This is a genomic window from Pseudarthrobacter sp. P1, assembly GCF_050156935.1.
Taxonomy (GTDB): Bacteria; Actinomycetota; Actinomycetes; order Actinomycetales; family Micrococcaceae; genus Specibacter.
In genome coordinates this window covers 2,899,711-2,920,975 of record NZ_CP189584.1, presented here as the reverse complement: position 1 = coordinate 2,920,975, position 21,265 = coordinate 2,899,711, and the positions used below count along the sequence as shown (strand labels likewise).

Annotated in this window: 20 protein-coding genes and 3 pseudogenes; 11 read left to right on the top strand and 12 right to left on the bottom strand. The window is 65.6% G+C overall.

Going from position 1 to position 21,265, the window contains the following annotated elements; translation table 11 throughout:
• Positions 1 to 232 precede the first annotated feature (232 nt).
• Entirely contained in the window at positions 233 to 1,321 is a 1,089-nt protein-coding gene (locus ACQCSX_RS13830; protein ID WP_427015876.1) for a PhoX family protein, read from the top strand.
• Here the strand turns inward: ACQCSX_RS13830 and ACQCSX_RS13825 are convergent.
• Entirely contained in the window at positions 1,318 to 2,100 is a 783-nt protein-coding gene (locus tag ACQCSX_RS13825) for an IS630 family transposase (RefSeq protein ID WP_427015289.1), read from the bottom strand. The genes ACQCSX_RS13830 and ACQCSX_RS13825 overlap by 4 nt on opposite strands.
• Complete coding sequence (locus tag ACQCSX_RS13820) at positions 1,989 to 2,471, bottom strand: helix-turn-helix domain-containing protein (protein ID WP_427015875.1); 483 nt, start codon at positions 2,469 to 2,471, stop codon at positions 1,989 to 1,991. Before ACQCSX_RS13820 ends, ACQCSX_RS13825 begins: the two co-directional genes overlap by 112 nt.
• 83 nt (positions 2,472 to 2,554) lie before the next feature.
• Between ACQCSX_RS13820 and ACQCSX_RS13815 the strand changes: the two are divergent.
• Positions 2,555 to 3,589 (top strand): annotated as a pseudogene (locus tag ACQCSX_RS13815) (PhoX family protein); the annotation flags it as partial.
• Between the two features lie 238 nt (positions 3,590 to 3,827).
• On the opposite strand, the pseudogene ACQCSX_RS13810 reads toward ACQCSX_RS13815, so the two are convergent.
• The 3 genes and pseudogenes from ACQCSX_RS13810 to ACQCSX_RS13800 form a co-directional block, all read right to left on the bottom strand.
• Positions 3,828 to 4,233 (bottom strand): annotated as a pseudogene (locus tag ACQCSX_RS13810) (ISL3 family transposase); the annotation flags it as partial.
• Between the two features lie 107 nt (positions 4,234 to 4,340).
• Positions 4,341 to 5,333: a patatin-like phospholipase family protein gene (locus tag ACQCSX_RS13805; protein ID WP_427015874.1), complete on the bottom strand. Its 993-nt coding sequence runs from the start codon at positions 5,331 to 5,333 to the stop codon at positions 4,341 to 4,343.
• Positions 5,334 to 5,836: 503 nt separating this feature from the next.
• Positions 5,837 to 6,550 (bottom strand): TetR/AcrR family transcriptional regulator, encoded by a 714-nt coding sequence (locus ACQCSX_RS13800; RefSeq protein ID WP_427015873.1) that lies wholly within the window; start codon positions 6,548 to 6,550, stop codon positions 5,837 to 5,839.
• A gap of 106 nt (positions 6,551 to 6,656) precedes the next feature.
• Between ACQCSX_RS13800 and ACQCSX_RS13795 the strand changes: the two genes are divergently transcribed.
• From ACQCSX_RS13795 to ACQCSX_RS13785, 3 genes and pseudogenes are all read left to right on the top strand, one after another.
• On the top strand, positions 6,657 to 7,496 hold the full coding sequence (locus ACQCSX_RS13795; protein WP_427015872.1) for an SDR family oxidoreductase: 840 nt from the start codon (positions 6,657 to 6,659) through the stop codon (positions 7,494 to 7,496).
• Between the two features lie 109 nt (positions 7,497 to 7,605).
• Positions 7,606 to 7,755: pseudogene (locus ACQCSX_RS13790) on the top strand (hypothetical protein); the annotation flags it as partial.
• A 58-nt stretch (positions 7,756 to 7,813) separates the two neighbouring features.
• Positions 7,814 to 8,005: an SDR family oxidoreductase gene (locus ACQCSX_RS13785; protein WP_427019053.1), complete on the top strand. Its 192-nt coding sequence runs from the start codon at positions 7,814 to 7,816 to the stop codon at positions 8,003 to 8,005.
• A gap of 426 nt (positions 8,006 to 8,431) precedes the next feature.
• Here the strand turns inward: ACQCSX_RS13785 and ACQCSX_RS13780 are convergent, their stop codons facing one another.
• Both ACQCSX_RS13780 and ACQCSX_RS13775 read right to left on the bottom strand, forming a co-directional pair.
• Positions 8,432 to 9,877, bottom strand: a complete 1,446-nt coding sequence (locus ACQCSX_RS13780) for an SLC13 family permease (protein ID WP_427019052.1) — start codon at positions 9,875 to 9,877, stop codon at positions 8,432 to 8,434.
• A gap of 85 nt (positions 9,878 to 9,962) precedes the next feature.
• The gene (locus ACQCSX_RS13775) at positions 9,963 to 10,505 is read right to left on the bottom strand and encodes a gluconokinase (protein ID WP_427015871.1); all 543 of its coding nucleotides are present in this window, start codon (positions 10,503 to 10,505) and stop codon (positions 9,963 to 9,965) included.
• Positions 10,506 to 10,800: 295 nt separating this feature from the next.
• Between ACQCSX_RS13775 and ACQCSX_RS13770 the strand changes: the two genes are divergently transcribed.
• On the top strand, positions 10,801 to 12,066 hold the full coding sequence (locus ACQCSX_RS13770; protein ID WP_427015870.1) for a Gfo/Idh/MocA family protein: 1,266 nt from the start codon (positions 10,801 to 10,803) through the stop codon (positions 12,064 to 12,066).
• On the opposite strand, the gene ACQCSX_RS13765 is transcribed toward ACQCSX_RS13770, so the two are convergent.
• Positions 12,058 to 13,119, bottom strand: a complete 1,062-nt coding sequence (locus ACQCSX_RS13765; RefSeq protein ID WP_427015869.1) for an ROK family protein — start codon at positions 13,117 to 13,119, stop codon at positions 12,058 to 12,060. The genes ACQCSX_RS13770 and ACQCSX_RS13765 overlap by 9 nt on opposite strands.
• Before the next feature lie 122 nt (positions 13,120 to 13,241).
• Between ACQCSX_RS13765 and ACQCSX_RS13760 the strand changes: the two genes are divergently transcribed.
• From ACQCSX_RS13760 to ACQCSX_RS13740, 5 genes are read left to right on the top strand one after another with little or no spacing between them, the layout of a single operon-like run.
• Positions 13,242 to 13,616: a hypothetical protein gene (locus ACQCSX_RS13760; protein ID WP_427015868.1), complete on the top strand. Its 375-nt coding sequence runs from the start codon at positions 13,242 to 13,244 to the stop codon at positions 13,614 to 13,616.
• A gap of 50 nt (positions 13,617 to 13,666) precedes the next feature.
• On the top strand, positions 13,667 to 14,551 hold the full coding sequence (locus tag ACQCSX_RS13755; RefSeq protein WP_427015867.1) for an extracellular solute-binding protein: 885 nt from the start codon (positions 13,667 to 13,669) through the stop codon (positions 14,549 to 14,551).
• A gap of 32 nt (positions 14,552 to 14,583) precedes the next feature.
• The gene (locus tag ACQCSX_RS13750) at positions 14,584 to 15,042 is read left to right on the top strand and encodes a carbohydrate ABC transporter permease (RefSeq protein WP_427015866.1); all 459 of its coding nucleotides are present in this window, start codon (positions 14,584 to 14,586) and stop codon (positions 15,040 to 15,042) included.
• Between the two features lie 47 nt (positions 15,043 to 15,089).
• Positions 15,090 to 15,476, top strand: coding sequence for a carbohydrate ABC transporter permease (locus tag ACQCSX_RS13745; RefSeq protein ID WP_427015865.1), 387 nt, complete (start codon positions 15,090 to 15,092; stop codon positions 15,474 to 15,476).
• 54 nt (positions 15,477 to 15,530) lie between these two features.
• A complete protein-coding gene (locus ACQCSX_RS13740; RefSeq protein ID WP_427015864.1) occupies positions 15,531 to 16,409 on the top strand; it encodes a carbohydrate ABC transporter permease in 879 nt (292 codons plus the stop codon).
• Positions 16,410 to 16,472: 63 nt separating this feature from the next.
• On the opposite strand, the gene trxA is transcribed toward ACQCSX_RS13740, so the two are convergent.
• From trxA to murJ, 4 genes are all read right to left on the bottom strand, one after another.
• Positions 16,473 to 16,799 (bottom strand): thioredoxin, encoded by a 327-nt coding sequence (gene trxA, locus ACQCSX_RS13735; RefSeq protein ID WP_427015863.1) that lies wholly within the window; start codon positions 16,797 to 16,799, stop codon positions 16,473 to 16,475.
• Positions 16,800 to 16,846: 47 nt separating this feature from the next.
• On the bottom strand, positions 16,847 to 17,803 hold the full coding sequence (gene trxB / locus ACQCSX_RS13730) for a thioredoxin-disulfide reductase (RefSeq protein ID WP_427015862.1): 957 nt from the start codon (positions 17,801 to 17,803) through the stop codon (positions 16,847 to 16,849).
• Positions 17,804 to 17,929: 126 nt separating this feature from the next.
• Entirely contained in the window at positions 17,930 to 19,402 is a 1,473-nt protein-coding gene (locus ACQCSX_RS13725) for an ABC transporter substrate-binding protein (RefSeq protein ID WP_427015861.1), read from the bottom strand.
• 101 nt (positions 19,403 to 19,503) lie between these two features.
• Entirely contained in the window at positions 19,504 to 21,216 is a 1,713-nt protein-coding gene (murJ, locus tag ACQCSX_RS13720) for a murein biosynthesis integral membrane protein MurJ (protein WP_427015860.1), read from the bottom strand.
• Positions 21,217 to 21,265 lie beyond the last annotated feature (49 nt).

Below are 21,265 nucleotides of genomic sequence, written 5' to 3'. Positions count from 1 at the left end.
ATGACAGCACTGGTGAAGTTGCCATGGCGGATCTGCCCGACCGGCACGCCACCGATCTCGTTGAGCGCACCCTCATCCGCCCTGAACCAAACTGCCATGCTCACGCCTGCCCCAATGGAACGAAGTCGCCGTATCGGCGGCCTTGTTCATTGGCTGTTCAGCTTGGCCACGCAGTTCCGTCTTTTGGCCTTGGCAGTGTGGGACCCACCGCACCACCTATGGAAGGCTCACCATGACTGATCTGAAGAAGAAGCTGCTGCCCATGTTGGGACATACCAAGGGCAAGCGCAGTGCTGTGACGTGCAATCTCAAGTGCGACAATGCCTGTGCCAAGGCCGTCTGCAACACGTCCGCCAACAGCTACTTCCGGAACATTGTTTCTGCCGAGTTCTCCCGCCGCACGGCACTGGGCGTAGGTGCGGCAGGCGTCTTGGGCGCCGCCGTCGTCGCCTTGGGCGGTGCAGCCCCGGCCGCCGCCCAGCCCGTCACGAACACCAGCGGATCCAACGGCTCCGGCAACGCACGGCTGCCCTTCAGCCCGATCAAGGCCGTGGACGCCGCGGTGGATAGTTTCGACGTCCCCGCCGGCTACGACTGGTCGCCGATCATCCGGTGGGGTGACCCGCTGTTCAATGATTCCCCGGATTTCAACTTCGAGAAGCAAACGGCGGCCGCGCAGGCCACGCAGTTTGGCTACAACAACGACTACACGGAGATCCTTCGCCAACCCAATGGCAAGAAGGGCCTGCTGGTCTGCAACCACGAATACGTGAACCCGCAGATCATGTTCCCGGCCGCGCCCGCCTCCGCGGCCGAAGAGGCGCAGCGCCGAAACATCTTCCGCAACGCGGTTGGCATGACAGTGGTTGAGCTCACCCGCGATGCCAAGGGCCAGCCGTGGGACTACGTCCGTGGCGGCACACTGAACCGTCGAATCACGCTGGACACCGTATTCGAGCTCACCGGTCCATTGGCCGGCTCCGACCTGGTCAAGACCAAGGGCGATCCCAAAGGCCGCTTTGTGCTGGGCACCCTGGGCAACTGTTCCGGAGGCTCCACACCGTGGGGCACCATCCTCTCCGGCGAAGAGAACTTCAACGGCTTCTTCCGCACCAATGGCACCTCCACCGAGGACCGCCGCTATGGCTTGGAGAACAAGGCCACGGCCATGGGCTGGGAGAACGAGGATCCCCGCTTCGACGCCCGCGGCCAGGACTACCGCAACGAACCCAACCGGTTCGGCTACATAGTGGAGCTCGACCCCGAGAACCCTAACTCCGTACCCAAGAAGCACACCAGTCTAGTAGATCGTCGTCTCTAATATTCGGGGTATAGGTGGCGGAGCTTGGTGCGGGCGTCGCTGGTGGTGAAGTGCCAGTTCACCTGCCGCTGGTCGGCGTTGGTGCTGGCTTGCCAGGCGGCCAGTTCGTGGTTAAGTACGTCGAGGTCGTCGATGCGCCTGTCCAGGCATTGGCGGGTGAGGGCGGAGAGTTCGATCTCGGCGATGTTCAGCCAGGACCCGTGCTTGGGGGTGTGGTGGATCTCGAGTCGCTGGGCCAGGGCGTGGGCCTTGGCCGGTGCGAACGTCTCGTAGAGCGAGCCGATCGTGTGGGTGTTGAGGTTGTCCATCACCAGCACGACCTTCCCGGCGTCGGGGTAGTCGACGGTGAGCAGGCGCTCGACCTGGTGGGCCCAGTCGAGCATGGTGCGGCGGGATTGGGCGTCCACGTGCCGCCAGCCGGCCAGGGGCTCGACCCACACGAAGATCGAACACGTCCCGCACCGGACGTACTCCGAGTCCTCCTTGCGGTCGCGCCCGGGCGCGGCCGGGATCGGGTCCCGGGCGTGGGCGAGGAGCTGGTAGGGCTTCTCGTCCATGCACACCACCGGCCGATCCGGGTCGAAGGGCGTGGCGTAGATGTCCAGGACGTCTTCCATCCGGGCGGCGAACTCCCCGTTGGCGTGCGGCGGGATGGTCCAGCACTGTTTCAGGTGGGGGCGAAGTTCCGTTTTTTTAAGACCCGCCCGATGGTGGAGTGGTCCAGGTCGGGGATGTCCTCGATGAGCGCGACGTGCTTCTCGAGCAGGCGCAGGCTCCACCGGTCCTTGCCCTCGGGAGGGGCGGAACAGGCCAGCGCGATCAGGCGGGCTTCGACCTCGCCGGTGACGGTCGGTTCCACCGGCGGCGTGGCCCGCTTCTTCCGGGTGATCGTGGCGACGACGTCGCCGCCCCGGTCGGCGTAGGCCTTGGAGACCTTAACGACCGTGTCAACGGCAACGCCGGCCCGCTCGGCCACCACCGTCTGGGCGGGAACCGGCCCGTGGCGGCCGGGGCTGTTCTCGTCCAGCTCGAGCAGGATCCTGGCCCGGCGAACCTGCTGGGCCGGATGCGAGCCCGTGCGGGTCAGAGCCGTCAGCAGCTGCCGCTCCGCCGGGCTGAGCGCCACCGGCCGCGACTTCGTCCTGGACATCGTGGTCTCGCTCCCGGCGGGCGGTCGGGGAAGAACCCGCCAGGAACATCATCCCTCCAACTGCGCACCTTAGCCACGACGATCTACTAGGTCGCTTCAAGCACGAGGGCGCCAACGTGATCATGGCCGGCAACGGAAAGGCCGTGGCCTATTCAGGCGATGACGAGCGCTTCGATTACCTGTACAAATTCGTCTCCAAGAACAAGTACAAGAAGAACGACAAGCAACACAACATGACCCTGCTGTCCGAGGGTGATTTGTACGTTGCCAAGTTCACCGGCAACTCAGCGGCAGAGATCAACGGTTCGGGCACCGTTCCCGCAGACGGAAAGTTCGACGGCGCGGGCCAATGGCTGCCGCTCGTCCTCAATGGCAAGAGCGCCATTGCCGGCATGAGCATCGAAGAGGTGCTCGTCCATACGCGCCTTGCCGCCGACAAGGCCGGTGCCACCAAGATGGACCGCTGCGAGGATGTGCAACCGAGCCTTCAGACCGGCAAGGTTTACGTGGCTTGCACTAACAACTCCAACCGAGGTGTCGGGGCCAACGCCCCGGCCGATGAGATGAATCCGCGAAACGACAACCGCGACGGGCACATCGTGGAGATCTCCGAACGGCGCGGAGACCAGACATCCACCACCTTCGACTGGAACTTGCTGATGCTCTGCGGCGATCCCGCGCAGGGCGACGTCACCTACTTCAGCGGCTTTCCCGTGGATCAGGTCAGCCCGATCTCCTGCCCAGACAATCTGGCCTTCGACACGCAGGGCAACCTGTGGATCTCCACCGACGGCGCTCCGTCTGGCATTGGCTACAACGACGGCCTGTTCAAGGTGGGTCTGGAAGGAACGAACCGCGGCAACGTCCAGCAGTTCCTCTCCATGCCGCGCAACGCCGAAACCTGCGGGCCCATTGTGCATGACGAGGAATCGATGGTCTACGTGGCGGTGCAGCACCCGGGCGAGGACGGCAGCTACGGTAAGCCAAACTCACTCTTCCCGGACTATGTGGCGGCCGGCACGCAGCCGGCCCGCGGCGAGGTCAGCGCGCCGCGCCCATCGATTGTCCAAGTCTACCGCGAGGACGTGTGCAAGGGTCGAGGCCACAAGGGCAGCTGAGCCGCTTTGTGAGATCCGAAGAACGCTGCACCGCGGGGCCGTTGACCATCTCTGGTCGGCGGCCCTCGCCGTGTTCGGATCCGTGGGGTCTGCATCTGGGAATGAACCGGGACAGGCCGCCACAATGACTGGTGCCGGGCCGGTCGAAGAACGCGAGGATGTCCGTGGCGCGTTGCTTGAGGGTCCGGCCGAGCTTGCGGATCTCGGTTAGCGTGGCCGGGACGCCGCTGGCGACGGAGTCGATCACGGCCTTGCCATGCTTCTCGGTGAGCAGCGCGGTGCCGGTGTGGCGCCAGCAGTGCTCGTCGACGCCGGCCACGGCGAAACCGTCGAACCGGTGTGGGTCCTCGATCAACACACGCCTGCCCTCGGCCAGCGCCGCGTCGTTCGCGGTGTTCCACGACACGCCGAGGCCCTCGGCGACCCGAGCGACGGTCAAGTGCTGGCACACGATGCCTTCCAGCGCCCATCGCAGCGATAGCGGCGGATCGTGATCAGCAACGTCGTCGGGCGCCACCCGGCGGCTCGTGCGCCAGCCACCGGGTCACGCTGTCGCGCGGCGCAGCCTCGCATCCGCAGCGGCGACACCACCGGGCGAACTCGTCGGTCTCGACGACCCGGCAGTCCCACACCGCACCACCGGGCCCGGGCCGGGGGGAAGGAAGCTAGCGTGAGGTATGTCCCGCCCATCGGCCATCCGAGGCAGAAGCAGGTGTCCTCACGCCTACCGAGTCGACTGGTTTCGTGGCCGTCAGCGCCAGAACTCCGCGAGCTGCCCGGCGAGGGCTCTGCCTTGGTCGTGTCCGGCCCGGGCGGCGGGTGGACGCGTCGACGGATCCATCGCATTGGCGCCGAACATGTCCCGGGGGTTGCTGTCCGGGGCGATGGTTTCGACTCTGCTCCCGCGGGCGCGAAGCTCGTCGACCTGCGCCGCGAGCTGCATGCCCCACTCCAGCGGATGCCGTGTTCTGCCGCCGAAGGGTGACAGCACCAGCACACGTGCGTATCCGGCTGCCAGATCGGCATTCTCGTTGCGTCGGTAGCCGCCGTCGATGTATCGGCTGTCCCCGATCCTGTAGGGAAAGCCACTGGAACAGCTGGCGGCGACGGCGTCCGCCAGGTCGACCCCACTGTGGCGGTCGAACACGACGGGTTCACCGGTATGGGCATCGACCGCCGTGATGAGCACCGTTCGTTGCGGCCAGTGCTGGCTGGGCAGCCGCGCGGCGACGGTAGCGCGCCACTGTGTTTGCCAGGAACCATCCGACGCCGCATCCATGTCGAGTGCCGCCGCGCCCATTCTGCGGCGCATGTCGGCCGCATCCTCAGCGGCGGCGATGATCTCGCCCATCCTCCGCATATGGTCGGCAACCGGCCTGATCGCAATGCGTCCTCGGTCGGATCCACCCGGACCAGTCCGTGGCTGGGGCACGGCGGCGAGGATGTCGGCAAGCAGTTGGGTCGGGCTCGCGCCGGTGATCTGGGCCGCGGCCGTCGAGCCGGCCGACGTACCGATGATCAGATCGGCCTCGGTCACATCCAACCCGGCCTCGCACAGGCCGGCGATGACGCCGATCAACCACGCATTGCCTGCCGATCCGCCGCCACCGAGGACCAATGCTCGCTCGCCCCCGGCGCGCGCCCGCCTTGTGGCGTCGACCTGCGGCTGATCCTGGTCGGGCCTCGGCCGGTCGGAGGCCGTCGTCGAGGTGAGGTGCAGAGGTGAAGAAGGAGTTGTGTTCATGGGAGTCGCCTTTCGCGAATTGCCTTATCGGGCGCTCCCGGTGGCGACTACCTCAGTCGCGCGATCGTGGACTGCAGGGGAGCGCCCACTATGGATACTGCGTTCATGGGTCTCACCTCCTACCGATTGATCACGATAACCGGAAAGCTATCACGCCGGCGACGCGGTGCGCAACGGGCATCATGCCGGTTGCCGTGTCGCTGTCGAACGCGCCGCCGACTGCTACACCCTCATCTGTGATGGGCCCGGAATCCACCAGCCCATCTTCCAGGGCGGGTGTCATTTTCCGAAGTCGAGGGCACAGATATCCAAAGTCGTGTGCACTACATCGGAAAATGACAGGGACTTCTTCGTCTATAGTGACAACGACGATTCCCACGTGCGCGAGTCCTCCGCCTCGCGCACCTGCGAAGATCCCCGGGATGGAGGGGCCCCGATCCCGGGGGGAAGTTCGTCGATCTCCTGGGCTTTTTTGGCGTCGGATCGGAGGGCGATTGTCGGCTTCAGCTTCGGTCGGCTATCTTGCTCAGCAACTCGTCGAGCAGGAGGGTTTCTCCGGGGGAGAGGTTCTTGTCGACATCGCGGAGCGACGCCCGAAGGGCGATCGCATGCTCAACTGCGGGCGTTGATGACTTTATCGTTTCCCTACCTTCCGGCCCGGTGGCGACCGCTTCGATCACCGCTTCCCGCACCCCCTCGGAGAGCCCGCTCACCGCTAAGGGCCCTTGCGCAAGGATCGTGAGGACCACCCCGACACCTGCCGCCTGGATCATGGCTGCGGCCTTTTCAACATCGACACGCAGCCGACCGGCCCTGGCGACAGCGCCGACAAGGTCGCGGAGGATGTCGGCAGCCTGGCCCGCGGAACCAAGATCACGCCCCACATCAGGTTCCCCGTACATCAGCACATACAACGCGGGATTCTCCCGGCCGAAGGCAACATGCAGGTCCCATCCGGCCCGCAGATCATCGACCGGGTCCACTGCCCGGGGGCGGGCGGCCTTCGATTCGAGGTAGACGCGAAACCCCTCGGTGGCCACCGCGTCGAGGAGTCCCGCCTTGTCGCCGTACTGGCGGTAGATGGTCTGGGGCTGGACGCCCGCCGCCGCACTCACCGATCGCGTCGAGACGGCCTCCCGTCCTTCAGTGCGGAGAAGGGCCGTTGCCGCTTCAAGGATGCGGGCACGGGGCGACGGATCGTTCTCAGATTCGAACATGGTCCAATGATAACGCAATCTTGTGACCACCGTTTCGTTATCGGTGATGTCATGTTCTAGTTAACACCGTTCCGCTCGAATGGTCGGGCGGCAGATAGGAAGCACGATGAAAATCCTCGTCACTGGAGCGACCGGCACAGTAGGCGCCTCGGTTGCAAAGCAACTTCTCGGTCGCGGGCACCACATCGCGGCCCTCGTCCGCAACCCGGAAGCAGCGACGCTGCCCGAGGGCATCGAGGTGATCAAGGGTGACCTGACCAACCACGACGATGTCCGCCGCGCACTGGCCGGTTTTGATCGCGCGTTCATAAATATGGCCAAGGACAACGGCGCCGTCTTCGCCGAGGCCGCGGCCGCCGCGGGCCTCGAGCACGTCGTGCTCCTGTCGTCCTTCACCGTCAGCACCCCCATCCCCCTTGGCGGTTCCAACGTCATCACGGCCCGGCACAGGGCGGGAGAAAAGACGCCGGTCGAGGCTGGGCTCCCGTCGACGTTCCTGCGCTGCAGTGGCTTCAACTACAACTTCCTGATGTGGACCTCGGAGAGCGCTCGTGGAGTCGTCCGGGCCCCGTACCTCGACGCGAAGCTGCCCGTCGTGCACACGGAAGACATCGCATCATCTGCCGTTGCCGTGCTCCTGACCGAGCAGCCCAGGGGCGGGGCCTTCTCGATCACCGGGCCGCAGGCGCTTTCGGTGCGCGACCAGGCGACGATCGCCGGTGATGTTCTCGGGCGCGAGTTCCGCGTCGAACGGATCAACATCGACACCGCGAATGCGACCGCGTTCGCCGAAGGAACTCCCGCCATTGTCCGTGAATCCGCATTGGGCGCGATGGGCGCCGAAGCAACAGCCCTCGCCGTCTCCGGAGACGTCCTCGCACTGACAGGACATCCAGCCCGCACCTTCACGGACTGGGTCGCCACCCACCAGCACGCCATCGCCTAACCCGCCCACGAACTCCACCGATGACCGTGCCGGATCCCGCACACATCACCGAGCGCACAACCACATTCGGGCGGCACGTCCCGGCCCCCACGCATCAGAAAGCAGCATCATGAACACGCAACCTATCGCCCTCATCGCCCTCATCACCGGCGGAAACCGCGGCCTTGGCCGCGCCGCCGCCCTGGCTCTGGCCAACGCCGGCAGCGGATTCAGCATCTACGCATGCGTCAAGGCCGCCATCGACACCTACACCCGCTACCTCGCCAAAGAACTCGGCGTACGCGGCATCACCGTTAACTCGATCGCACCCCGGCCCGATTGCCACCGACTTCGGCGGCGGCGTCGTCCGCGACGACGAGAACCTCAACACCTTCTGGGCCTCCCAGACAGCATTGGGGCGCGTCGGCCAGCCCGACGACATCGGCGGCGCCATCACCACCCTCGTTGCACCCGGCGCCAGCTGGATCACTGGCCAGCGCATCGAAGCCTCGGGCGGAACCCTGCTCTAGCCCTCCAACGGTGGAAAGAAATGAACGCGGCCCATGCACCCACAGCGCATGGGCCGCCTGCTTGTTCCCGCGCCACACGGGCCCCATGAATGGTTGGAAGTCCTGTTCCACGTGAAACCATCGGGACGGCCACGCTGGGATTCAACGGCGCACGGAAGCGCCTGCCCCGGCCAGCCAGCGCCTCACCCGTCACCGGGTCGGTCAACAGGCGCAGGGACGACACCATCCACCACCGGCCGGGACCAGGGTGCTGCTCGGGGCGGGTGGCGGGGCGTTGAGACCCGTGATGTCCAGGTGCGGCCGGCACCTGCGCAGCACGTGGCGTGCGGTGGTTGGTGCGGCGGCCGCATCCTGCCATTGGACGCTGATGGCCTTGATGCCGAGCGTGCCGACCAGCGCCTGGATGCCGGTCGCAGAATGGTCCAGTCAGACGAAAGCGGACAGCAGCAGTGCGAATCCGAACCCAACAACGGAGATGATGGTTTCCATGACCGACCAGGTCTTGATCGTTTGCCCTACCGTCAGTCCGAAATACTCCTTGACCAGCCAGAAGCCTGCATCGTTGACGTGGGAGAAGAAGAGCGATCCGGCACCGATGGCGAGGACAACCAGAGCCAATTGAGCCGGCGCCAGACCGGTTGCCAGGGGTGCGATGATTCCGGCGGCCGTCACTGTAGCCACGGTCGCCGAGCCTGTGGCGAGGCGAATCAGCACGGCGATAATCCACCCCAGCACCAGAGCCGACAGGCTGGCAGCTACGGCGATCTTGGCGATCGCGGTTCCCGTGCCGCCGTCGACCAAGACCTGCTTGAACCCACCGCCCGCGCCGACGATGAGCATAACCCCGACAATCGGCAACAGGCTCTGGCCAATCTTTTTCGTCAGAGTCGAGGCGGAGAAGCCCACTCTTGTCCCGAACGTGACCATGGCCAGCAGTACCGCCACCAGAAGCGCGACCACCGGATCGCCGATGAAGTCCAACAGGGGCCGCAGTGTGGCGCCTTTGTCCATCCAAATGTCTGCCGCCGCTTTGATGAGCATGAGCACCAGCGGAGACAGCAGGGTGACCAAGGTCCAGCCGAAGGACGGGCTGCGCGTGGCTTCCGGATCCTGTGCCTTTCCCAGGGGCGCTTCGTGGTGCGGGCCGGCAGCCTGTGCATCCGGATCCTGGGGCCCGACCGTCTGTGCGGTCCCGGCGGATCCCACGGTGACGGCCAGGCCGGCGCCAGCGGCGCCGATGGGCACCATCCGTGCGGCCAGACGGCCAAACACGGGACCAGCGATGATGACGGTTGGAATTGCTATCAGGAGGCCAAAGGCAAGAGTCACACCGACATTGGCATGCAGGATGCCGATCGCCGCCAGCGGGCCCGGGTGCGGCGGGATGAATCCGTGGAGCACCGACAAGCCGGCCAGGGCTGGAATGCCAAGCCGCATGGCCGGGCCCTTGGAACGGTGCACGGCGAGCATCACGACGGGTAACAGCAGCACAAGCCCGATTTCGAAGAACATTGGGATGCCGATGATGCCGGCAATGAGCGCCATCTTCCAGGGCAGCGTTCCCGGCCGGCCGTGGAGAAGCGTGTCAACGATCTTGTCAGCACCGCCGGAATCGGCCAACAGCTTGCCCAGCATGGCTCCCAGAGCGATGAGGACCCCGACGTAGCCCAGCACCCCGCCGACGCCGGTTTCGTAGGACGTGGTCACCTTGTCCAGAGCAATGCCGGAAGCAATCCCGACAAAGAGGGCGCCGATGCTCAGGGACAGAAAGGCATGCAGCTTCGCCCAGACGATCAGCAAAACGACGATCGCGATGCCGACGGCCGCCACGATCAGTACTTGTGTGTCATGGCCGTTCCATGGCTGGTTCATCAGGTCTGTGGTGCTGTCCGTGGCCACCCCGGTGAAGGTGTTGGTGAGGGTGGAGATTCCGTTCATGGTTCTCTTCCTGTTCCACTCAGCCGTTCAGGCCGAGCTCGTCCATGATTCGTTGGGCAATCACCCCTGGAGCCGGGCCAACGTCGATCCGGATTCCGGGCTCACCCTGGGACGGTTCCTCCAGCGCCGCGAACTGGCTCTCCAACAGACTCGTGGGCATGAAATGACCGTGGCGTTCGGTCAGCCGTGCGCTGATGGTCTCGGAGGACCCAGACAGAAAAACGAAGGCGACACCGGAGCCTCGGCGGTTAATGATGTTCCGGTAGGAACGTTTGAGCGCCGAGCAGGTGATGATGCCGTTCTCCCCATGGTCCAGTCTCCGGTCGACCCAATCGGCGACCTTCTCCAGCCAGGGGTGCCTGTCCTCATCCGTGAGCGGATGCCCCGCGGCCATCTTGTCGATATTCGATTGGGGATGCAGGGCATCGCCTTCCTCGAAGGCCCAACCCAGCCGTCCCGCAAGGAGGGCGGCAACAGTGGATTTGCCGGAGCCGGATACACCCATGACTACCAGCACGACGGGTTTGGGAAGAGCAGGCGTTGCCATGTCCGGGCTGTCCATGGTGCCATCTTGGCAGCACCGGGGATGCAATGCCAGTGGTGCCGGGAAGCCGGGAGGCGCAGCCAGTGCCCAGGCAACGTAAAAGCCATGGCGCCGCCCGCAGGAGGCGCCGCAAGGGCGTGGCCCCCACCCCGGCCGTTCACCGATATGAATCAGGGCTGCATAATTTCCACCAAAACATTCCAGCGTAGACAAGGAATTAAAGGGCCTCCTTTCGGAATCCAGGCGTCTGGCCTATCATTATGAAAGGTTCTTATAAATATATTCATGACTTTGAGAGGGGTGCTGTCGGTTGGTGGCAAAAACAGGGGTTGGCGCAGGATTGGAACTCGCCGTCGTTGGTGCGGGCTCGCGGGGCTTCAACTATGCCCGTATCGCGGTGGACGACTTTGGCGCCGGCATCACGGCGGTCGTCGAACCTGACCTCGCGCGGCGGGCCCTCTTTGGCGAAACGTTTGGGGTTCCGCCCGAACGGCGCTTCGCCGCCTGGGGCGAGATGCTCGCGGGAGAGCGGGCGGCCCACGCCGTCGTCATTGCCACGCCCGACAGGATGCATGAGGAGCCTGCGGTGCTGTTCGCCGACGCGGGCTACGACATCCTGATCGAAAAGCCGCTGGCCCCGGAGCCGGAATCCGCACAGCGGATTGTGGAGGCCGTGGAACGCAACGGTGTGCTCATGACGGTGTGCCACGTGATGCGCTACAGCAGCTACAGCCGTGGGCTGAAGGCGATCCTCGACGGCGGACGGATCGGCCAGATCCTCTCCATCGAACACCTGGAGCCGATTGGCTGGTGGCATTTTGCCCATTCCTATGTCCGCGGAAACTGGGCGGTGGAGGCGGACTCGTCGTCGATGCTGATGGCCAAATCGAGCCACGATGTCGATTGGCTGATGCACCTCATGGGCAGGCCCGTGCGCAAGGTGTCCAGCTTCGGCTCGCTCTCGCATTTCCGCCCGGAAAACAGGCCGGCCGGGGCTGCCGAGCGTTGCACGGACTGTCCGCTGGTGGAGAGCTGTGCCTATTCCGCGCCGAAAATCTACCAGCGGTTCCTGGGCGATCCGGTGGGCGAGCGGTGGCCGCTGTCGGTGCTCAGCCCGGATGTCAGCGCCGCGGGGGTGCGGGCCGCGCTGGAATCCGGCATCTACGGCCAGTGCGTCTTCAAGGGGGAGAACGACGTCGTGGACCACCAGATCGTCGGGCTCGAATTCGACAACGGGGCCACGGCGTCACTGACGGTGTCCGCGTTCACCCCGCCGGATTTCCGCAAGACCCGGATCATGGGCACCGAGGGCATGATCACCGGGGACGGAAAATCGCTGGTGATCGACGATTTCCTCACCGCCAGCCAGGAACACGTGGACCTCTCCGGGCCGGGCAGCGCCTCGGCAGCCGATGGCCATGGGGGCGCCGACACCGAATTGGTGGGCTCCTTCCTCGCGGCCGTGCGGCAGCAGGACCGCGGCCTGGTGCAAAGCAGCGCGCAGGCCAGCTTCGCGTCCCACCAGGTCGTGTGGGCGGCCGAATGTGCGCGCAAGGAGGCGCGCGTGGTCTCAGTCTAGGCTGGCCAGCTGGAGCGTTTGGCTCTCAAAGTGCTCCTTCGCCAGCTCGACGCCGCCCGTGGCGACGGCGGTGGATCCCAGCGGCGAGAGCTGGAGCATGGGGACGAAGATGCAATTCCTTTTCAGCTCTGCCCGCACGGCATCCAGCAGGGCCGTTTCCTTCCCGCTGAATTGCCCCTGGATGATGACCACCTCAGGGTCCACGGCCAGGACCAGGGCGGACAGTCCCATGCCGAGGGCCTGTCCGAAACCGCCGATCTCCGAGATGCCGGGCGCCTCGTTCCACCGCATGACGTCCAGGGTACCGATCTCGCCGGCCGCTCCGTGGCGGCCGCGCAGCAGGGTATTGCCGATGATCAGGCCGGCCGAGATGCGCCGGCCCGTAGTCACCACGATGGCCGAGCCTGCGCCGCCGGCCGCCCCGGCCTTGTGCTCGGCCAGCGTTGCCAGATTGGCATCGTTTTCCACCAGTACTGTGGTCTTGAGCCGGGTGGACAACTGCTCGCCGATGTTGCGCCCGACCCAGTCGGGGACGACGACGGAGCGGGCCAGCACGCCGTCGGCCGAGACGACGCCGGGAAGGCCGCAGCCCAGCGCCCAGATTGGCGAGTTGACGTGGCCCGCCTCCCGCAGTGCGGCGCGGACGGTCTCGACCACCAGTTCGATGGTCAAGGCACGGGCGGGGTCCCCGGCCAGGTCGGTCCGGTGTTCATGGACCTTGGCGCCACGGGTGTCGGCAATCCGCACCAGGATCTTGTGGACGCCAATGTCCAAACCGACCAGAATTCCAAAGTCATTGCGGAATCTGAAACGCTTGGCCGGGCGGCCCAGGCGGCCGGTGCTGTGGATGGAGGGGGCCAGCTCCTCGACCCACTGGCGCTCGACGAGCTCGGCCAGCGCGGCCTCCACCGTGGGCCGTGAAATGCCAGTCTTTTTTGCCAGCTCGGCCAGTGTTTCCAAGGAAGTGCTGTCCCTCAGGGTGCGCAGGACAATGCGCCGGTTGAGGGTTCGCAGGAGGGCTGGTTCGCTGGAGGCGGGGGATTTCGGGCTCACGCGATGATTCTAGTCCCCGCGGGCCCCAACGACTTCCAGAAGTTTTTGCTTGACACACATTGGTACCGCATTCATTATTTATGTAACATCCTTTCATAAAGGATCCACCCCAAAGGAGAGCTATGAAACGGTCCATCTTGGTTCTGCCGGCCCTGGGCATGGCAGCGGCTGTCGCCCTGTCCGCCTGCGCCCCGGGCGCTGCATCCAGCGGCACGTCCACGCCAGTCCAGTCCGCGGTGTCCACCAGTGTTCCCGCAGGCAACGTCACCCTCGAATTGGCAACGACGCCGGAGTCCGGGGCGGCCACCAAGCAGATCGCCGAGGCCTTCGCAGTGAAGAACCCGAATGTCTCGGTCAACGTCACGGCCACGAACTTCAGCGACTACAACGCCGGGCTCAACCGCCAGCTCGACGCGGACAAGGCACCGGACATTGCCCTGATAAACATGGTGGGCAACACCGTCAAGAACAAGCTGATCGCCAACCTGGACTCCTAGAGCCAGGCCTACAACTGGCCGAGGACCTATTCCGAGGCCGGTCTGAGCCAGTGGCAGGTGGGCCCGGACGGCGTCACGATGGGAACCGGATCCCTCTATGCCGTGCCCTCCGGTTTCTCCGAGGTGGGCTCTTCTACAACAAGGCACTGGCGGCGAAGGTCGGCATCACTGCAGCCCCAACCACCCTCGACGAACTCGAGGCGGACATGGCCAAGGCCAAGGACGCCGGCGTCCTCCCGCTGCAGCTCGGCAATGCCCAGGGGCATGCGTCCTTCCTCGTCCAGTCGATCGGACAGTCCGAGGACGGCGCAGCCGCGGCCGCCAAGTGGGCATTCGGCACCAAATCGGCCTCGTTCGACACCGACGGCAACAAACTTGGGGCGCAGAAGCTGCTGGACTGGAATGCCAAGGGATACTTCCCGGCGACGGCGAACAGCGTCGACCTCCAGGGCGCAGTGGCCAAGTTCGGCGCCGGTGAGGGACTGTTCTTCGTGGACGGCAACTGGGATGCCAGCAAGATTTCCGACGCACTGAAGGCCGACGCCGGCTTTGCCGTGTTCCCGGGGAAGACCCAGACTGCCATCGGCAGCTCCGTCGGTTATGCCATTTCGGCCAAGTCCAAGAACAAGCACGCCGCCGCGGCGTTCCTGGACTTCGTGCACAGCCCCGAGGCGTCCAAACTCGCGTTCGAGCAGGGCTTCCTGCCGGCCGACACCGCCTCCGTCTCGGCCGCCAGTGGAACCGTCCAGCAGGACCTGCTGACCGCGTTTGGCCAGTTGCGCTCGACCAACGGTATTGTGCCGTTCAACAACAACGCCCCGGCCACCATGGACAAGACGCTGACCGCTGAAACGCAGCGGCTGATCGGCGGCCAGTCCGACGCGGCGGCCTTCATCGGTGCGGTCCAGGACAACTGGGTCAAGGTCCACGGGTAGCCCACGCCTCGGCTGCAGAATAGGTGACAAAGATGATTACCCAACCGGCTCCGCCGCTCAGCGGTCCAGAAGCAGCACCCGGTGTGCGAGGGCCGGGGACGGTGCCGTTGCGGCGGCGGACCTCCCGCCGCCGGCAGCGGACCACGGCGTTCCTCTGCGTGGCCCCGGCCCTTGCCTTCTACATGGCGTTCGTCGTCGCACCTTGGCTGCAGAGCGTCTGGATCTCCTTCTTTGACTGGGACGGGATCGGGCCCTCCACCTGGGTGGGGATGGCGAACTACGCCGAGGTCTTCACCGATGCATCGCTGCGGGCCTCGGTGCTCAATGCCTTCGGCTTCATCTTCTTCTACACGGGGCTTCCGCTGGTGTTCGGCCTGGTGCTGGCGGCGCTGACCACCGGTGTCCGCAACCGCGGGCTGGGCCTGGTCCGCACGGTCCTCTTCCTGCCCCAGATCCTGCCGCTGGTGGCCGTGGCCGTGGTGTTCAAGTAGATCTACTCCGACGACGGGCCGCTCACCCAATTTCTGGTCTCGGTGGGGTGGAGTGCGCTGGCCAAGGGCTGGTTGGGCGATTTCACCTGGGCCTACCCCAGCGTTGGATTGGTGGGGACCTGGGTCACCACGGGGCGTGCTACCCGCTCTTCCTGTCCGGCATCGCCAAGATCGACGAGAGCCTGTACGAGGCAGCCCGGCTGGACGGAGCCAGCAAGCTGGAAGAATTCTGGCATGTGACGGTCCCCGGTGTCCGGGGTGAGATCGGCGTCACCGTCACCATCATCGCCGCGTTGGCGAGCTTCGACGTCGTCTACGTCATGACCGGGGGAGGTCCGGGCTGCAGCACCATGGTGCCCGGAGTGCAGGTCTACCAACTGGTCGTCACCGACAACCGGGTGGGGGGCCGCCAGCGCCCTGGCAGTGGTCCTTAGCCTGGTGATTGTTGGCATTGTCAGTGCTGTGAATGCAGCCGTGAGGAGAGTGAAATGAGCGTTGCCCCTCTGGTGGCCGTCCCCAAGGCCCCGGCCGCGGCGGTCCGGCGACGGCGGTTTGACCGAGGCCGGACCCTCCAGCGGGTGGTGCTGCTTCTGGCCGCGGCCACAGTGGTTGTGCCCTTTGGCGCCATCATGCTCGCGTGTCTGCAGGGTCCCGCGTCGCTGACGGTATCCCCCCGGTGGCCGGACCGGCTCCACTTCGAGAACTACGCCAATGCCTGGACCACCGCCGGGTTCGGCTCGCTGTTGGGCTCCAGCGCGCTCATCGCCGTCGTCGTGATGCCCATCGCGCTTCTGTGTGCAAGCCTGGCCGGGTACGCCTTCGCCACGGTTGATTTTGCCGGCCGCAGCGCGCTGATGGGCCTGTTCCTGCTGGGCCTGGCGCTGCCCTACGAGGCCATCATCATTCCGCTCTACTTCGGCTTCAAGGATGCGGGACTGCTGGACAACCAGCTGGCCGTCATCCTGCCGCTGATCGGGGCGTTCATGCCGTTCGGCATCCTGTGGATGCGCTCCCATTTCGAGCAGCTGCCGCAGGAGCTGGCCGAGGCCGCGGAGATCGACGGGGCCTCGACGCCGCGGACGATGCTCAGCGTCCTGCTGCCCGTGTCCTGGCCGGCCCTGGCCACGCTGGGGCTGCTCTACTTCATGTGGGCGTGGAACCAGTTCCTGCTGGCGCTGATCATGCTGCAGGACCCCGCCAAGCGCACGGCGCCGTCGGGGCTGGGCAAGTTTGTCCAGCAATACGGCACCAACATCCCGCTGCTGTGCGCGGGCACCGTGATTCTCATTGCGCCGATCGTCATCATCTATCTGGTGTTCCAGCGGCACTTCATCAAGGGTTTGGTCTCCGGCGCGGTCAAGGGATAGCGGCGGGTACGCAAAAGGCCGGTGCGGCTCTGGGAGCCGCACCGGCCTTTTCCGTCTGGCGGTTTACTGCAGGTAGTCCGCGAATTCCTTCTCGAAGAACTGCTTCGGCTTGGCGCCGATCACGGTGTTCTTCACCTCGCCGCCATGGAACAGGTACACGGCGGGGATGGAGGTGATGCCGTACTGCGCGGCGATGCCGGGGTTGGCATCCACGTCCACCTTGATGACGTCCACCTTGTCGGCGTAGTCAACGGAGATTTCGTCCAGGATGGGACCGAGCTTGCGGCACGGTCCGCACCACTCGGCCCAGAAGTCCACAATGACCGGCTTGTCGGCGGCCAGGACATCGGTGGAGAAGGTGGCATCTGTTGCGCTCTTGGCGTTGCTCATGAATTTCTCTTTTCTACTACAGACCGGCGTTGTGCGTGTCGGCAGGCTTAGGATTCCTGGTCGGCCAGGTAGTGCTCCACGTCCAGTGCGGCTACACAGCCGGAACCGGAGGCGGTGATGGCCTGGCGGTAGGTGGGGTCGATGACATCGCCCGCGGCGAAGACGCCGGCCATGCTGGTCTTGGAGGTACGGCCGTCGACGGCGATGGTGCCCTCGGCGGTCAGCGCGAGCTGGTCCTTGACCAGTTCGATGCGCGGATCGTTGCCGATGGCCACGAAGACGCCCGTGACGGGGAGGTCGCTCTTGACGCCGGTGACCAGGTTGTTCAGGCGCAGGTTGGAAACTTTGGCGTCGCCGTCGATGCCGACCACTTCGCTGTTCCACACGAAGGAGATCTTCGGGTGGGCCAGGGCGCGGTCGGCCATGATCTTGGAGGCGCGCAGGCTCTCGCGGCGGTGGACCACCGTGACGCTGCGGGCAAACTTCGTCAGGAAGATGGCCTCTTCCATGGCGGAGTCGCCGCCGCCGATGACGGCGATGTCCTGGTCCTTGAAGAAGAAGCCGTCGCAGGTGGCGCACCAGCTGACGCCGTGGCCGGAGAGGCGCTTCTCGTCGGGCAGGCCAAGCTCGCGGTAGGCGGAGCCGGTGGAAATGATGACGGCACGTGCCTTGAAGACCTGGCCGTCGGCCAGGGTGACGGTCTTGACCTCGCCGGAGAGCTCAACGGAGGCGACGTCCTCGTACATGACCTCGGTGCCGAAGCGTTCGGCCTGCTTGCCGAAGTTCTCCATCAGGTCCGGACCCATGATGCCCTCGGGGAAGCCCGGGTAGTTCTCCACATCGGTGGTGTTCATCAGTTCGCCGCCGGCGGTGACTGAACCGGCAATCATCAGGGGCTTCAGATCGGCGCGGGCGGTGTAGATGGCGGCCGTGTATCCGGCGGGGCCGGAGCCGACGATGATGACATTGCGAACGTCACTGGCCGGAGTAGTTGTCTCGCTCACGGGTCAGAGAACCTCTTCTTTCATTGATGGACCATCTAAATCAGGCTTTCCCCCTGCACAACCGCACAGTGGAGCCCAATATTCCAAATGGTGGGGAGCCTCATTCAGACTACCGGGGGCGGAAAACTACTTGATGGCGATTTCGGCGATCTTGATGCTGTACGGATAGGTCACGAAGGGCTGGATCTTGGGCAGTTCCGTGAAGTTGATGATCACGTATTGCGCCTTGGTCTGCTCCGGGGCCTTCAGGGTGAAGTCGGGGGCGCTGAAGCTGCCGGTGCCGATCTTCGTGGCACCGTCCATGGTGGGGGTGCTGTTGGTGAGCACGTTGAAACTACCGCCGGATCCGCCCAACTGGCTGATGGTGATGCTCGAGATGTCCGAGGGCTCCTTGAGCTCCACGATCAGGTTGATGCTGTCGGCCAGGCCGGCAAAGCTGTCATTGGAGAATTCCAGCGTGGTCCAGAACGTGGCCGGGTTCTGGTCGAAGGCCTGCGGCAGACGGGGATCGAACTGGGCTCCGACGTCGGGGGCGGCGGGCATGTAGCGGATCACCTTGTCGATGACCGGCGCCACGACGGGGGCAGCACTGGTCTGCGGGGCGGTGCTGGTGTCACCGGTGCTGATGGCGGACTGCGTCGCCGTCTTGCCCGGGTTGGCGGCGGGGGTGCCGCCGAAGAGCCCGCTGATGTTGGTGACGGCGAAAATCAGGGCCGCGACAACGAGGATGCCCACGATGCCGCCGGTGAGCCAGCGGCCGCTGGTGCGCGGGGCGTTCTCGTCGGTGTCGTCGTCCTCGTCCAGGTATTCCGGCTCCGGACGCGCCGCGGCAGGGAAGCTGGCGGCCTGGCGGGCCGGCTGCGCGGGGGCGGCCGGACGGACAGCCGGGGCCGGCACTGCGGCGGGTGCCGGGGCGGCTGCTGCGGCCGGCTGGCCGTAGTCCTCGTCCTCCCACAGCGTCACCTTGGGCAGCCGGGCCGGCGGCTGCGTGGGGGCAGGGACGACGGGCGCCGGGGCCACTGCAGGTGCCGGGGCCAGCGGGGCCGGCGGCTGCGTGGGCGCCGTTACCGGGCTCGACGCGACCGGGCGCGAGGGTGCGGTGCGCGGCGGAGCGGCGCGGGGCGGCTGGGGTGCCGCCGCGGGGCGGACGAGGCCGGCCAGCGGTTCCTCGACCGGGGAATCATCCTCATAGACATAGTCGTAGGCGCCGTTGGGGCCCGGGGCGTCGGCGCGCGGGGATCCGAAGATCTCGGTCCCAAGGGTGTCGGTGAAGAAGGGCTCAACGTAGGGCGCAGTGGGCACCACCAGGTCCAGCAGCTCGACGGCGGAGGTCTGGTTGGCAATAAGGTACGTGGTGCCATCGCTCTTGCCCAGGTCCAGAATGGAGACACCCGCGGGGCGTTCGCCGGTGGCGACCTCGCGGGCGCTCTGGGACAGGGTCTCGGAGTTCTCCGGGGCGGCCACCAGAATGCTGACGGGCCGGTTGAGGACCTGGTCGACGCCGTCAAGCACGATGTCGCGCTCGGCGGAGACAACAACTTGGGCCGTCACCTTGTAGCGACCGCCCAGCACGGAGCCCACGTCAACGGGTTGTGGCACCAGTTCCTCCTCTTCCTGCCCAAGAGCCCGTGCAGAATGTCCTGACACGGGCCGTGTTCGATTCCGATCTTACGCGACGGCCCCTTCGGGAGCCTGGAAGGCTAGCGGAGCCCGGGCACCCGGCCGCGGAGTTTGCCCAGCAGGGGGCCCAGAAGGTCGTCCAGTTCCTGCACACGCATCAGCTTCAGCATGGCAAGGTAGACAGCGGCCATCAGGGTTCCCACCACGGCCAGGGTCACGGCGGCGTTCTCGATGGATTGCCAGGGGAATCCGCCGCCGGTGAACCCGCCCATCATCCAGAGCACCACGTCGCCGGCGCCGCCGGCCACGAGTGCTGCGGCGAGGAAGCGGGCGTGCGCACGCACGATGCCGGCGCCGCCGTAGTCGCCGATCTTCGCCTTCAGGAAGAAGTGGCTGACCACCACTGCGATGGCGTTGCCCACCGTGTAGCTGGCGGCCAGCGCGTAGATGATCATCGACGGCGGGAACGTGGCGGCCAGCAGGGCCGAACCGACGCCGAAGACCACCAGGATGGACTGGATGAAGAACGGCGTCTTGGCGTTTTCCGCCGCATAGAACACCCGGTTCAGGATGAAGTTGATGCTCAGGAAGGGCGAGCCCATGGCCAAGATGGCCAGGGTGATGGCCACCTGGCGGCCGGCATATTCCTTGTCGCCGCCGAAGAGCATGCCGAACGGCCCCGCGAGGACCAGCAGGGCGACGGCGGCGAAAATGGTGGCCACGCCGGTGGCCCGCAGGGCGCGCGAAAGGGCCAGACGGACGCCGGCGGTGTCATGGTTGGCGGCGGCGCGCGACATCTGGGTGAAGAGCACTGTGGCGATGGACAACGCGATCACCGAGTGCGGCATGATGTAGACCTCGGTGGCCCGGTTGAGTGCGAAGGATCCGGCGATGCTGGACTGGGCGGAGACGGCCCCGTCCGATTGGGCGCCGGTGGCAATGGTGGCGATCTTGCCGATCAGCAGGAAGCTCAGGTTTCCCACGACCATGGTGGCCATCGACCAGCCGGCGATCCTGCCCGTGGCACCGAGCCCCGTGCCGCGGAAGCCAAATGTGGGCTTGAGCTTCAGCCCAAGCTTCTTGACGGGCCAGATCAGCACCATGGACTGGACCACGATGCCCAGCGTGGCGGTGCCGGCGAGCAGCAGGGTCTGGCTGCTGCTCCAGTTGTCAATGGTGTGCTCGGTGCTGCCCGCGCTGCCGGCGACGGCGATGAATGCCAGCAGGCCGCCAATGGCCACGATGTTGTTCACGACGGGGGCCCACGCATAGGCGGCAAAGGAGTTGTGTGCGTTCAGCACCTGGCCCAGCAGCGAATAGAGGCCGTAGAAAAAGATCTGCGGCAGGAGCAAGGTGGTGAAGGCGATGGCAACGCGCATCTGGCCCGGGGAGTATCCCTGGGTGAGCAGATGTGTCAGCGGGCCGGCCAGGACGGTGACGACGACGGTGAGCACCAGCAGGACGGCAATGCCGAGGGTGAGCAGCCGGGAGATGTAGTCCGCACCGCGGTCGGGCAGTTTGGAGGCCTTGACGATCTGCGGGATGAGCACCACATTGAATACGCCGCCCGCGATGAGGATGTAGATGACGTTGGGCACCTGGTTGGCCGAATCAAAGACGTTGGCCACCACCGTGCCGCCCACCGCGACACCCAGGATGATTCCCTTGATGAATCCGAGGATGCGTGAGGCCAGCGTGCCCACGGCCATGCCGGCGCTGGAACGGGCCGCACGTTGGGGCGAATGGTCCTGTGGGGCCTCTTCGGGCGTGCGGGTGTCAGTCTGATTAGCCATCGACCCCATCTTCTCACCTTGCAGGAAGTCAGCGGGGGAGCCGCTGGGT